The 12,096-nt window shown below is 71.6% G+C and carries 12 protein-coding genes; 7 read left to right on the forward strand and 5 right to left on the reverse strand.

Going from position 1 to position 12,096, the window contains the following annotated elements; genetic code table 11:
• Nucleotides 1-54: 54 nt before the first annotated feature.
• Together ACVCAG_RS18695 and ACVCAG_RS18700 are read left to right on the forward strand one after the other, a co-directional pair.
• On the forward strand, nt 55-825 hold the full coding sequence (locus ACVCAG_RS18695) for a neutral zinc metallopeptidase (RefSeq protein ID WP_440084283.1): 771 nt from the start codon (nt 55-57) through the stop codon (nt 823-825).
• A 247-nt stretch (nt 826-1,072) separates the two neighbouring features.
• A complete protein-coding gene (locus ACVCAG_RS18700; protein ID WP_440084282.1) occupies nt 1,073-1,372 on the forward strand; it encodes a hypothetical protein in 300 nt (99 codons plus the stop codon).
• A 51-nt stretch (nt 1,373-1,423) separates the two neighbouring features.
• Here ACVCAG_RS18700 and ACVCAG_RS18705 read toward each other — a convergent pair whose 3' ends face one another.
• Nucleotides 1,424-1,912, reverse strand: coding sequence for a GNAT family N-acetyltransferase (locus tag ACVCAG_RS18705; RefSeq protein WP_440084281.1), 489 nt, complete (start codon nt 1,910-1,912; stop codon nt 1,424-1,426).
• Between ACVCAG_RS18705 and ACVCAG_RS18710 the strand changes: the two genes are divergently transcribed.
• Nucleotides 1,911-2,438 carry a hypothetical protein gene (locus tag ACVCAG_RS18710; RefSeq protein ID WP_440084280.1) on the forward strand — a complete coding sequence of 176 codons (528 nt, stop codon included), beginning with the start codon at nt 1,911-1,913 and terminating at the stop codon, nt 2,436-2,438. The two genes, ACVCAG_RS18705 and ACVCAG_RS18710, sit on opposite strands and share 2 nt — an antisense overlap.
• 979 nt (nt 2,439-3,417) lie before the next feature.
• Nucleotides 3,418-3,711, forward strand: coding sequence for a MerR family transcriptional regulator (locus ACVCAG_RS18715; protein WP_440084437.1), 294 nt, complete (start codon nt 3,418-3,420; stop codon nt 3,709-3,711).
• Nucleotides 3,712-3,835: 124 nt separating this feature from the next.
• Here ACVCAG_RS18715 and ACVCAG_RS18720 read toward each other — a convergent pair whose 3' ends face one another.
• From ACVCAG_RS18720 to ACVCAG_RS18730, 3 genes are all read right to left on the reverse strand, one after another.
• Nucleotides 3,836-4,270, reverse strand: a complete 435-nt coding sequence (locus ACVCAG_RS18720; RefSeq protein WP_440084279.1) for a GNAT family N-acetyltransferase — start codon at nt 4,268-4,270, stop codon at nt 3,836-3,838.
• Nucleotides 4,271-4,469: 199 nt separating this feature from the next.
• On the reverse strand, nt 4,470-5,378 hold the full coding sequence (locus tag ACVCAG_RS18725) for a phosphotransferase (protein WP_440084278.1): 909 nt from the start codon (nt 5,376-5,378) through the stop codon (nt 4,470-4,472).
• The gene (locus ACVCAG_RS18730) at nt 5,375-6,745 is read right to left on the reverse strand and encodes a helix-turn-helix domain-containing protein (protein WP_440084277.1); all 1,371 of its coding nucleotides are present in this window, start codon (nt 6,743-6,745) and stop codon (nt 5,375-5,377) included. Before ACVCAG_RS18730 ends, ACVCAG_RS18725 begins: the two co-directional genes overlap by 4 nt.
• 276 nt (nt 6,746-7,021) lie before the next feature.
• On the opposite strand from ACVCAG_RS18730, the gene ACVCAG_RS18735 reads away from it, so the two are divergent.
• The 3 genes from ACVCAG_RS18735 (at nt 7,022) to ACVCAG_RS18745 (ending at nt 11,123) form a co-directional block, all read left to right on the forward strand.
• Nucleotides 7,022-7,522 carry an ATP-binding protein gene (locus ACVCAG_RS18735; RefSeq protein ID WP_440084276.1) on the forward strand — a complete coding sequence of 167 codons (501 nt, stop codon included), beginning with the start codon at nt 7,022-7,024 and terminating at the stop codon, nt 7,520-7,522.
• Between the two features lie 239 nt (nt 7,523-7,761).
• Entirely contained in the window at nt 7,762-8,565 is an 804-nt protein-coding gene (locus tag ACVCAG_RS18740; protein WP_447190075.1) for a TetR/AcrR family transcriptional regulator, read from the forward strand.
• Nucleotides 8,562-11,123, forward strand: coding sequence for a PEP/pyruvate-binding domain-containing protein (locus ACVCAG_RS18745; RefSeq protein WP_440084274.1), 2,562 nt, complete (start codon nt 8,562-8,564; stop codon nt 11,121-11,123). Before ACVCAG_RS18740 ends, ACVCAG_RS18745 begins: the two co-directional genes overlap by 4 nt.
• Nucleotides 11,124-11,144: 21 nt before the next feature.
• Here the strand turns inward: ACVCAG_RS18745 and ACVCAG_RS18750 are convergent, their stop codons facing one another.
• Nucleotides 11,145-11,975 (reverse strand): glucose 1-dehydrogenase, encoded by an 831-nt coding sequence (locus ACVCAG_RS18750; RefSeq protein WP_440084273.1) that lies wholly within the window; start codon nt 11,973-11,975, stop codon nt 11,145-11,147.
• Between the last annotated feature and the right edge of the window lie 121 nt (nt 11,976-12,096).

Here is a 12,096-nt window from a genome sequence, read left to right on the forward strand (position 1 = left end):
GCCCCGGCTCGACACCGCCTCGGCCCGGCGCCGGGAGTCCTATGCTGTCCGACCATGCGCCTCCACGCCGCCGCCCTCACCCGGTGGGTCCTCCTGGTGACCGTGTGCCTCACCGTCCTGCCGTCCGGGGTCGCGCGGGCCGCCCCGCCCAAGAGCCCGCTGCTGACGAGCGGGAAGCTGGCGGCCACCTCCTGCCGGGAACCACCCATCGTCGACAGGGGCGTGCCGATGATGCGCGAGTACCTGACGGCGGCCCTGGGGTGCCTGAACACCTCGTGGTCCGCCCACTTCGCCCGCGCCGGGCTGGGATTCCGCAGGCCGGCGGTCCGCTTCTACGAGGAACCGGCGCGGCGCGTGTGCGGGGTGCGCTGGCCCGTCAACGCGGACGCCTTCTACTGCACCGAACGGGCCACGCTGGTCTTCCCGCTCACCGGCCACTGGATCGAGAACCGGACCGACCTGTACCCCCTCAAGGTGGCGGCCCACGAGTACGGCCACCACCTGCAGAGCCTCACCGGCGTCAGGGACCGCTACGAGACCCTCGCCCGCGCCGACCGTCCCCGCCAGGCCGAACTCGGCCGCCGCTACGAGCTCCAGGCCGACTGCCTGGCGGGCGTGTTCCTGGGCAGCGTACGAGGCTCGCTGCCCCGTACCGAACAGGACTGGGAGGCGCTTTCCGGCGCGCTCCGCGCCGGCGGCGACGAGGGCAGCCACCATACCCACGGCACCGGCGCCAACCGGCTCCGCTGGTTCGAACGCGGCTTTCGGGCGGTCTCCCCCGCCGCCTGCGACACGTGGACCGCCCCGCCGTCCCGGGTGTCCTGACCCGCGTGGGAGGGCGGCTGCGGGCCCGCGTCCCGGCGTCGCGTGCGGCCGCGGGGCCGGGGAGCGCGGAATCGGCCACCGGGAGGACCGGACCAGCCGGTGCGCCGTCGGAGAACATGTCCTCAGCCCCCGAACGCGGAGCCGAGGAGACAGAGATGCGCGAGTCACACCATGATCGGGCCCCGGCGGCACCGCCGCTTCCGATCCTCCCGTCGCCCGGAGGCGGCGGCCCTCTCGGGAGGGTCTGATGGGGGCCCGGGACCACGAGCTGCTGCAGGCCGCCAGACACGTCGCCGTCGCGCTGGGCCTCACCCCCGCCGAGGTCATGCGGCGGGTCGTGGAGCTGGGGCGCGGCGACCGCGCCGACTGGGGCAGCGGCGAGCTCCTGCTGTTCGCGCTCGCCCAGCTGACGGCCGAGCGATCGTCTCCCTCCGGAGCGGGCGGGCGCGCCGAGACGATCGAGGACGTCGAGGCGCCGTGTCTCGGCGTCGTCCCGGCCGGCCGGCGGCGCGGCCGGGCCGCCGGCCCCGGAGCGGGGGGTGGCTGACCGGCGTACCGGCGATCGGCGAGGCCGGTGCCCTCAGGCGAGCCGGTACGTTCAGAGGGACCGGTACATGATGTGCAGCCCGACGTAGCCCTTGACCGGGTGGTCGAAGCCCTCCGGCAGGGTCGCCAGCACTTCGAAACCGAGTGAGCGCCACAGTCCCACCGCCCGGGTGTTGGTCTCCACGACGGCGTTGAACTGCATCGCCCGGTAGCCCTCGGCGCGCGCCCAGTCCAGGGCGTGCTCGCCCAGCGCCCGCCCGACGCCGCGTCCGGCGTGATCGGGGTGGACCATGAAGCTCGCACTGGAGATGTGTGAGGCGGGCCCCATGTGATTGGGATTCATCTTGGCCGTGCCCAGGACGGTCCCACCGGTGTCGACGGCGACGACCGTGCGTCCCGGATGCTCGAGAAGCCACATCGCACGGGCGCGCTCCTCGCTGACGTCGCGATCCCAGGTGAAGGTCTCACCGGCCGCCACGATCCGACGCAGGAAAGGCCAGATCAGCGGCCAGTCGGCGGACGTCGCGTCTCTGATCAGCATGACGTCCAGCATGCTGGCCGGGGTGACGGGCCGCAAACCGTTTCCACAGGGAGCTTCGCCGACACTGCCCGACCGCACGGAATCGGTAAAGCGCGCCGAGAAGATCTTGAAGGAGAGCGGCGTCACCGTACGGAGTGACAGCGGAGTGATCGGGCATCTTCCAGGTGGGGAGCCCGGCCACGCAGGCTCTGTCCCGACGCCATGGCGCCCCCTAAAACCGTCCAGTGAACGACGTTTCCAGGAGAAGCCGATGGCTCCCGAACCCAGCCAGCCCGTCACCGATGACAGCATCGTCGTCCGCCAGCTCAGCCACTACCAGTTCAGCTGGATCGCCGGCGAGCCGGGCCGGCCCGGCAGCTACACCTTGCAACTCGTCCTGGACCAGGGGGCCTGGGAAGAGGTGCTGACGCTGGATCCCGACGACGCCGACAATCTTCAAGAACTGTTGTCCAGCGCCGGGACCGTCTTCTATGACGTCCGGCGGCGCACCCTGATGTTCGGCACCACCCCTGTCGGCCGCAGCTGACATCCCGGGCGGCGCGCGAGTGCAAGCCCTCACTTCCTCGGTATCGAAAATCTGTAGTGACTGAAGTAGACATCCGCGGGTGGTGGGGATAGAGTTCCTGACATCGCAAGGAACGGTTCCACGAGGGCAGAGCAGGACGTAGGCATCACGACGAACTGCCCGGACGAGCGTGGACAGCTGGACGACAAAGACGAAGCAGTGAAGAGGGGCAGCGGGTCGGACGTGCCAGGACCGGTAGCAGGCGAAAGGGTCCCGGCCGTGGACGCGCTGCCACAGCGGTAACGGAAAAAGCACCAACGTCGGACGTGCCAGGGCCGAAGCAGCGGAAGGGTCCCGGCCGTGGACGCGCAGCCGCGGCGAACAGCGAACGAGCAGAAGGTCGGACGTGCCGGGACCGGTAGCAGGCGAAAGGGTCCCGGCCGTGGACGCGCTGCCACAGCGGTAACGAGGTACGACGTCGGACGTGCCGGGACCGGCACAGCAGGTCAAGGGTTCCGGCCGTGGACGCGCAGCTGCGGTGATCAGTGATGCATGAGGTCGAAGAAGCAGAGATAGCGAAGGGAGTGTTGAACGCCATCAGGATCGCCCGTTGACGGCTGATGTTCCGCCGCACGGGTACCGCAGTCCCACGGATTGGAAGGTGGTCTACGGTCACGCACACGCGATCCCCGCATCCCCGTCCCCATCGGGCGGCCGGTGCGGAAGAAACGGATCGGCCCCAGGGCCGATAGATGGTGTTGAACCTCGTGGGCCCCGGCGCATCAAGGCGCCGGGGCCCCTGTCGGCATTTCGGGAAGGTTGTATGGATCGAACACCGTTGGCGTCGGCCGTCCGCTCGGAGCCCAGGCTCCGCGACACCGCCGACAAGGCTGAACCGGCCGGCGAGGCCGACATCGCGGGCAGAGCCGACGGGCTCCCCGCCACCCCGGGTGACGTCTCCGGTCACCGGTTCGACGACGAGGACTACCCCGCCTACAGCATGGGCCGGGCCGCCGAGATGGTCGGCGTCACCCCGGCGTTCCTGCGCAGCCTGGGCACCGCCAAGCTGATCGAGCCGCAGCGCTCCGAGGGCGGCCACCGCCGCTACTCGCGCTACCAGCTACGCCTGGCCGCCCGCGCTCGCGAACTGGTCGACCAGGGCACCGCGCTGGAGGCGGCCTGCCGCATCATCATCCTGGAGGACCAGCTCGCCGAGGCCCTGCGCATCAACACCGAGCTCAAGCAAGCCCACGACCACCGACGATCCGACAGCACCGACCGCATCTCCGCGTGAGACCGGTGACCGGTGCCCCAGCGGCACCGGTCCGGGTCCGGTCGCCGGCCCGGGTCACCTGGTCGGCCCCACCGGATCACCAGGACGCCGGCCGGGAAGCGATTCCGGCTGTTCCGCCCGATGGCTAGAGGTCGATCTGGTAGAGGATGAACCCCCTGTTCACGCCGACCTTGTCGTAGAGCCGCCGGGCGGCGGTGTTCGTCTCCTGGGTGGACCAGTAGACCCTGCTGCAGTCGCGGGCGCGTGCCCACTCGGTCACTTCATCGATCAGTGCCCGCCCCGCCCCCTTGCCCCGGGCCTGCGGTGCGGTGAACAGGTCCTGCAGGTAGCACACGTCCAGCGCCGTGGTGCTGGAGTGGATGAGGAAGTGCGCGATGCCGACCAGCTCGCCGTTGAGCTTCGCGCCGAGGGCGTGCATCCGGATGTCCTCCCGGAACTCGTCCCAGGCACGGTCGTACAGTTGGGGCGTGAGCGTGCGCTCGTAGAAGTCGTTGTAGCCGCGGAACAGGGTTTCCCATTGAGGGCGGTCCGAAGAGGTGAGCTTGCCGATCCTGAGCATGCGATGTCCTCCGAGCGACGGTCGGGAGTTCAGCCCCTATGTCCCCCGTGGGGACCACCCCGAACGTTGACCGGGTGTCGCTTCCCGACAACCTGCCACCGCTTGCCGTCCCCCCGGACCACATCCCGGAATCCTCCGGCCGGCGACGGCCCCGGTGTCCCCGGGGCCGTTCGCGGTTTCCGCCGGGCCCGTTCACCGGTCACCGGTACGGCTGCCACCTGACCGTCTGGTCGCGGGACCTGAAGCTGCGCATGCGGTGTTCCCACTGCGGCCGGATGCCCGGGTTGCTGCGCAGGACGGGCACGACGCTGGTGACCAGCTTCAGCTCGCGGAGGCGGCGCAGCACCGGGAAACCCGGCCAGCGGGTGACGTCGAAGCCGTAGCCCTCGGCGAGCGGCGTGTGCTCGTCCCAGGGATAGTCCATCCGCAGGCGTCCGACCGCGACGGGAGCCAGGTCCCACTCGCGCGGGCCGATCGCCGTGCTGTCGAAGTCGCACAGCACCGGCCCCGCGGGACCGGCGATGACGTTGCCCATGAACACGTCGCCGTGGATGACCCCGGCGGGGAGCACGTAGTCGAGTGCGGCGAGCCGCTCCTCGATCTCGTCGCACTCGTCGAGCAGGAAGGCGTGGTCGCCCGGGGGCAGGTCCTCCGGCTCGTCGAGCCGCTGGCGGACCTCGGTCATCGGGGCCCACTCCGGCAGGTCCACCGGCGGGTCCGCGAGCGTGTGAAGCCGCCTGAGCATGGCGGCCAGGTCACCGCCGCCGGGGCGCGGCCCCACCTCGGGGGTGTTCTCCCACAGGGTGACCAGGTGGCCCTCCACCTGGAGCGGCTGCTCGCAGCCGGGCAGCAGCCGCACCGCGGGGAAGTCGTGGTCGGCCAGCCAGCGGGCGACCCGCACCACCGTCGGCACGCGGGAGCGGGCGGCCGAGGAACCGGCGACCCGCACCACGACGGACGCCCGCCGCAGGCGGAAGACGGCGTTGTTGGTGAACTTGATCAGCTCGGCGTCACCGGGCACGAGCCCCGCCCGGGCGCAGACCGACGCCAGCAGCGAGTGGAGCCGGTCGCGGGTGAGCCCGCCGGCGTGGTCGGTGGTCATCGTCATGCGGCGCGCACCGCCGAGATCCGCCGGGCGAGGTCCTGCGCGTCGCCGCTGTGCGCCCGCATCATGGCGACGGCCTGCAGCGGCGCGAGGCGGTCGCTGATCCTCACCGAACGGATCTCGGTCGCCAGGGTGACGGCCTCGTCGCCGTTGGCGAGCCCCGAGGTCATGTCACCGGCTCTGAGCTGCACCGTCGCGAGGGCCGTCAGCTCGAAGGCCCTGCTTCTGGCCATGCTCGGATCGCGCTGCCCGAGCGCGTCGGTGAGGAACCGCTCGGCGATGCCGAGGTGACTGTCGAGATGGGTCACGGCGAGGTCGGCGTGGACCATGCCGCTCGTGGCGTCGAGGTCGGCGGTGCCGAAGAAGCTCACCCAGGCGGGTGACTCGCGGTCGCGGGCGCGGGCCAGCTCGTCACTCGCCCTGTTGATCGACTTGAGGGCGAGGTCGCTGTCGCCCAGCAGCGCGTAGGCCCACGCCTCGTTGGCGAAGAGCATCGCCACGGTCCGCTCGCAGCTGGCGTCCTGCGCGCAGATCTGCCCGAGCTGGAAGAACCGCAGCGCGTCCAGGATGCGGTCGCAGTGGAGGTGGACACGTCCCATCCGGTAAAGGACGTTGGCCGCGAGCGAGGAGTTCCTCGCGTACTTGGCCTGCTCCAGCGCGCGGGCCAGGTGACCTCTGGCCGCCCCGTACAGGCCGACGTCGAAGGAGGTCCAGCCCGCGAGGTTGTGCTGGTCGGCCAGCGCCTGGTGCAGCCGCAGGGTGACCGACTCCGGGCACGCGGCCCGCAGCAGCCGCTGCGACCAGGTCAGCTGCGCCACCACCGCGTCGCGGCAGACACCGCCCCCGTGCCGGTAGTCCAGGGCGCGCAGCGTGCGGGTCACCGCCTCGATCTGCTCGACGTCGGCCATGCCGATGCGGTACGGGACGGGGGTCTCCGTGGGCGTCAGCGGCTCGGCCCACTCCTCGGCGTCCCCGACCGTCGCGCCGATGGTCACCTGCGCGGCGTGCGCGAGGAGGCGGCGCACCTGCTCGTCCTCCCCGGGGTCGTCGCGGTGGTCGTCCGCCGCCGTACCGGCCAGCGCCGCGGAGGAGGCGTCGTAGGCCAGCCCCATGTAGCCGCGCGGGATTCCCAGACCGTCGGCGATCCGGCCGAGCACCTCGTACGCCATCACCTGGCGGCCCTTGAGGATTTCGGAGATCTCCGACTGGGACTGGGCCGTGAGGGCGGCGATGTGACGCTGGGAGACCCCGATCCGCTGGAGTAACCGGTATACGGTGGCCATGTCGCGGACGGCCAGAGCCTGGCGCATCTGCGGGCGTTCCCAGAGCGCGGGGTCGATTTCCTGCGCGTTCCCACTGCTGACGTTCATGCCGACCTTCCCGGCCGAATTCCCCTGACGGGTTGCCTTGACGGGTTCCCTGACGCCAAGGTAACCGGCGACCCGGCACCGCCGAAGCCGTATCGGTACGACCGATCATGCAAGGTGATCGGTCTCGCCTATCACCGGACCGATCTGCGGACAGTATTGGCCCTGCGACTCTCCGTATATCGGTCTTGTCCCGCACCATGGGTAATTCAGACCAGCGAGCGGCCGGAAAGCCCCGGCGGCACCGTGTCCCTGGTGCCCTACGCGATAGGAGCGACGATGCTCATCGAGCACGCTCAGGCTCTGGAGTTCGGCGTGCACGGTGGAATCCGCGGCCGCTTCCGGATGACCGCCTGGCGCCTTCCCCAGGGCAACGCCGCCCGCCGCGCCCGCGAGCTGCTGCGCGACCTGCTGTCCCGGCCGCCTTTCGCCGCCCACGAGGTGGCCGAGATGGAGGTCGTGGTCGCCGAGCTGGCCACCAACGCCAGCAGCTACGCCCCGGGCCCGTACGAACTTCGGATTCTGCACGACGGCGATCTGCCGATCAGGGCCGAGGTGGCCGACGCCGGCGGCGGGGTCCCGCTGATCGAACGCCTGTTGCACCGCCCGTTCACCGCGCCCGGCCGCGTGGACGATCTGGAGCTCGGCGGGCGGGGGCTGCGGATCGTCGACGAGTTCACCGCGGGCCGCTGCGGGGCGCACTGGACGCGGCTGTGCGGCACCGGGCAGATCGGGACCGGCGTCTGGTTCGACCTGCCCGCGCGCCGCCCCCGGACGTAGCCCTTCACGCCTCCACGCACCCTGAAAAGCACCCCGGGCACCGCTCACCGGCATCGCTTCCGCACCCCCGGACACACCCGCCGCCCCCGCTCACCGGCACGCCCCGGACGTACCCCGGACACCGCTTCCACGCCCCGCCTCACACCCCGTCCCCGTACCGCCACCTCCCCGGCGGTGTGGTATTAATTAAATGACCAAATGAGGACATTTGGTCAAATTTACGGGAAATGGTGGGGACCATGAAGCCGGAGGGCAGGAAGGCGGGTCGACCGCCACAGGACGCCTCGCACCGGCTCGCACGGGCGCACCGCATCCTGGACACCGCCGCCGACCTCGTCCTGCGCTGGGGGTACGACAAGACCACCGTCGAGGACATCGCCCGGCGGACCGGGGTCGCCAAGGGCACGATCTACCTGCACTGGAAGACGCGCGAGGAGTTGTTCGCCGCGCTGGTGCGCCGTGAGCGGGTCGAGATGATCACCGAGGTGCGGCGGCGGCTCGGGGACGGCCCGGCCACCCTCCGCGACCTGCTCAGGTCGCTCGCCTCGGAGGTTCTCGGCAGGCCCCTGATGCGGGCGAGCATCCTGGGCGACTCGGAGGTGCTGGGCAGGCTCACGCGCCAGAAGCGGGACGGCGCGGCCGGCGCCGAGCTGGGCGGCGACTTCCAGGCCTACCTCGGCACGCTGCGGGAACACGGCGCGCTGCGGAGCGACCTGTCGCCCGCCGAGCACGTGACCATGCTCGTCTCCGTCCTGTACGGGTTCCTGCTCGTCTCGCCGATGATGCCGGGCGGGTACAGACCGTCCGACGAGCGGCTGGCGGAGCTGATCGCCGACGCCGGCGGCAGCGCGACGGAGAACGCGGGCCCGCTCCCCGCCGGCGTCACCCGGGTGGTGACGCGGGCCACCCTGGAGTACGTCGACGCCACCGTGGAGGCCGCGCAACGAAAACTGCGCGTCTCCCTGGGCCTCGAGAAGAACGGGAGGTCCGGGGAGTCCGGGAAGTTCGAGAAGTCAGAGAAGTTCGAGGAGAACACGCGGTGAAGACCCTCCCCCTGGACGACGAAGCGGCCGACCTCGCGCTGGCGGGCGGCAAGGGAGCCTCACTGGCCCGGCTGGCCCGCGCGGGCCTGCCGGTTCCCGGCGGTTTCCACGTCACCACGGACGCCTACCGCGACTTCGTCTCGCGCGACGGCCTCAACGAGCAGATCATGGAGGCCGTCTCCGGCATGCCCCCGGAGCAGGCGTCGCCGCGGATCGCGGCACTGTTCTCGGAACGGGAGATACCGGCGGAGACCGCCGCCGAGATCCGCGCGGCCCACGCGAGGCTCGGCGAGGACGTGCCGGTCGCCGTACGCTCGTCGGCGACCGCGGAGGACCTCCCCGACATGTCGTTCGCCGGACAGCAGGACACCTACCTCAACATCCGGGGCGACGGCCTGCTGGACGCGGTCCGGCGCTGCTGGGCCTCGCTGTGGACCGCGCGCGCCATCGCCTACCGGGCCGCGAACGGCGTGCCGCAGGACGACGTGACGCTGGCCGTGGTGGTCCAGGAACTGGTGGCCGCCGACGCCGCGGGCGTCCTGTTCACCGCGAACCCGGTCACCGGCGCGCGCGACCAGATCGTGATCAACGCCTCGTGGGGCCTGGGCGAGGCCGTCGTCGGCGGGCAGGTGACACCCGACACCGTCATCGTCGCCAGAACCGGCGGCGGAAAAGACGAGGACGACGAGCACGACGAGAACAGCGGCATCGGCGACATCGTCGAGGAACACGTCGGCGACAAGACCGTCATGACGGTGCGCACCCCCGGCGGCACGCGTGAGGCACCCGTGCCCGAGGACCTGCGCCACCGGCCCGTACTCGACCCGGCCCAGGTCACCCGGCTCGCGCGGCTCGCGACGGAGATCGAGGAACTGTACGGGACGCCCATGGACGTGGAGTGGGTCAGGCGCGAGGGGACGTTCCTCATCGTGCAGGCCCGCCCGATCACCCGGCTCAGGCAGCGGGTCGAGGAGTGGAACGACAGCCTGACCGGCGACTACCTGTGGACCGGCGCCAACCTCGGCGAGGCCATCCCCGACGTGATGACGCCGTCCACGTGGTCACTCGTCCAGATCTTCATCGGGGAGGCGATGTCGACGTCGGCGCTGCCGGGCTTCACCATGGTCGGCAACATCGGCGGCCGCTTCTACATGAACCTGAGCGTCGTGTTCTCGGTGGCGCGCGCTCTGGGCATGCGCAGGCGGCTCGGCGCGGTCGAGCAGGTCTTCGGCAGGCTGCCGCGTGACCTGGACGTACCGCTGCTTCCCGCCTCACGCCGGCAGATCATCAGAAGCGTGCTGCCGCTCGCCTTCACCCTGCGCAGGCGGATCGCGGCCAACGCGGAAAGGATGCCCGGTTTCCTCGCCACGGCGCGGCGGCGATGCGAGGAACTGCGCGGGCGGATCGCCGCGACCGCGACCACGGGCGAGCTGGCCGGGCTGTGGGAGGCCGAGCTGCTCCCGTACTTCGTCGAGGCCTGCCAGACCCTGGAGGCCGCCGGGCGACAGGGCGGCAACACCCTGGTCATGACCCGCGCCAGGCTGCGCGAGATGGTGGGCGAGAGGGACGCCGAGGCCATACTCACCGGCGCCAACGCCGACGGGGAACTCGCCAGCCTCGGGACGATCGTCGGCCTGGAGAAGCTCGCCGCGAAGGAGATCGACAGGGAGACGTTCGCCCGCCTCTACGGGCACCGGGGCGCGCACGAGTTCGAGGTCTCCATCCCCCGGCCCGGCGAGGACCCGCGGTGGATCGACGCGCAGCTCGCGGCCGTTTCCGAGAGCGGCGGGCACACCGGCGCGCTGCTCGACCACCAGCGGGAGGCGCGTGAGGCGGCCTGGAGGCGCTTCGAGGAGCGTTACCCCCGCAAGGCGGCTAAAACCCGCCTGCGGGTGGCGAGGTGGAACGCGATCGTCCGTGACCGGGAGTCGGCCCGCTCGGAGGTGATTCGCGCCTTCTGGGCGTTGCGCTCCTTCGTCCTGCGGGCCGGGGAGCTCACCGGCCACGGTGACGACCTGTTCTTCCTGTCGATCCAGGAGATCCTCGCCGTCCTGCGCGGCGACGACGTACCGGCGGAGAAGGTGGCGGTCCGGCGGGCGACGTACGAGCGGTACGCGGCCCTGCCCGCCTATCCCACGCTGATCGTCGGCCGGTTCGACCCGGAGCGATGGGCCGCCGATCCCGGACGGCGCGGGGACATCTTCGACGCCAGGGGTGGCGGCGCCCCGGTGAGCGACACCGTGACCGGCTTCCCCGGAGCGCCGGGCGTCGTCGAGGGCGTGGTCCGCGTCATCGCGGGTCCCGAGGACGGCGACAGGCTCGCCCCCGGCGAGATCCTCGTGACGACGCTGACCAACATCGGCTGGACGCCGATGTTCCCCCGCGCCGCCGCCGTGGTGACCGACATGGGCGCCCCCCTGTCACACGCCTCGATCGTCGCCCGCGAGCTCGGCATCCCGGCCGTGGTCGGTACCGGCAACGCGACCATGCGCCTGCGCGACGGCGACCGGATCAGGGTCGACGGCGAGCGCGGCACGGTCGAGCTGCTGGAGCGGTGATCCCCCGGCCCGCGCACCGGATCACGGGCTCTGAGGCTGCGCGGGCCGGCCCTCGCGGTACATCCGCGGGGGCTTGTTGCCGGCGTACTGGCCGCCGTCGACGGGCAGGACCACCCCGGTGATGAAGGACGCCCGGTCGGAGCAGAGCCACACGACGGCGTCGGCGACCTCCTCGGCCCGGCCGACGCGGCGCATGGGGGTGGCGAGACCGGCCATGCGCTGGGCCTCCTCGCCCGCGGCCCTGAGGTGGTGGGTGAGGATCGGCCCCGGGGCCACGACGTTGACCCGGATCCCCTGGTCGGCGTAGTCGAGCGCGGCGACCTGGGTCAGGCCGATGATCCCCGCCTTGCCGGCCACGTAGGCGGCGAGATTGGCGGTGCCCCGCATCCCGGCGATGGACGCCATGTTGACGATCGCGCCGCCGCCCGAGCCGAGCATCGCCTGGACCTGGTACTTCATCCCGAGGAACGTGCCCCGGACGTTGGTGCGGATCCCCCGGTCGAAGTCGTCGGGGTCGATGTCGGCCAGTGGCGCGGGCAGGGGCCCGTCGGTGGCGTTGTTGAAGGCGGCGTCCAGGCGGCCGAACGTGTCCAGCGCGTGCCGGACGAGCCGCTCGGACGACGCGGCGTCACCGACGTCGACGGGCACCGCCAGCGCCCGGCCTCCCTCGGCGCGGATGGACTCGGCGACGGATTCCACCGCCCGCTCGTCGCGGGCTCCCAGCACGACGGCGGCACCGGCACGGGCGAAGGCCCGCGCGGTGACGGCGCCGATCCCGCGGCTGGCTCCGGCGACGAGCGCGACCCTGCCGTCGAGCGGGCGGTCTCCGGTCGGGTGTGTCGTGGCGGTCATGGCGTGCTCCCCGTGGAAAAGGCCCTCGCGTGCTCCCGGCAAGGGGCGAGGGGCGAGGCGTGATGGGCGAGGTGGACGGCCGCGCCCCGGCGGCCCGTCCCGCCAAAAGATAGATGTCTAA

The organism is Streptosporangium sp. G12 (assembly GCF_052983175.1).